Source organism: Lawsonibacter sp. LCP25S3_E2, assembly GCF_052117285.1.
Lineage (GTDB): Bacteria > Bacillota > Clostridia > Oscillospirales > Oscillospiraceae > Lawsonibacter.
In genome coordinates this window covers 1-447 of sequence record NZ_JBQKJL010000080.1, presented here as the reverse complement: position 1 = coordinate 447, position 447 = coordinate 1, and the positions used below count along the sequence as shown (strand labels likewise).

Annotated in this window: 1 protein-coding gene; it reads right to left on the bottom strand. The window is 53.0% G+C overall.

The genetic code is table 11. The features are described from left to right. Positions 1-447: Mu transposase domain-containing protein (locus tag ACTQ3R_RS16615; RefSeq protein ID WP_441780243.1), on the bottom strand; the 447-nt coding region annotated here is incomplete at both ends.

The following is a 447-nucleotide window of genomic DNA, read 5'->3' as shown; positions in this document are numbered from 1 at the left end:
AGACCTGACGTGCGTGCAAAGGAGCCTGTTGTTCTCGTCGCAGATGCGGATTTCGCTCATGGTGGCCTTGAGCAGCGCCGGCTTACCGTGCATGGTATACGCGACAGAGTAGTAGTGACCATCGTATTCAAGATGATAATTGTCCGGCACGCGGAGGAAATACTTGTAATCACAGACGGTGAAGTGCCCTGTGGGGAGCGCCTTCATGCGCGGCTTGTCATAGATCTCAAATGCATGCTGTCTGGATTTGCGGATGTCGCGCTGGTTTCGGAAGTTGCGCTGGTTGATATCAGCAATGATGCGCTCGGCCTCCATGTTCAGAGCTTCAATACTCGAATAGGGAGCGTTTTCTTTCAGCTTCTCAATCAGATGGGTCTCCAGATAGCGCACATGGTTTTCAACCGTTGGCTTGCCCTTGGGCTTGCGTGGAGGTGGAGGAAGGACAAC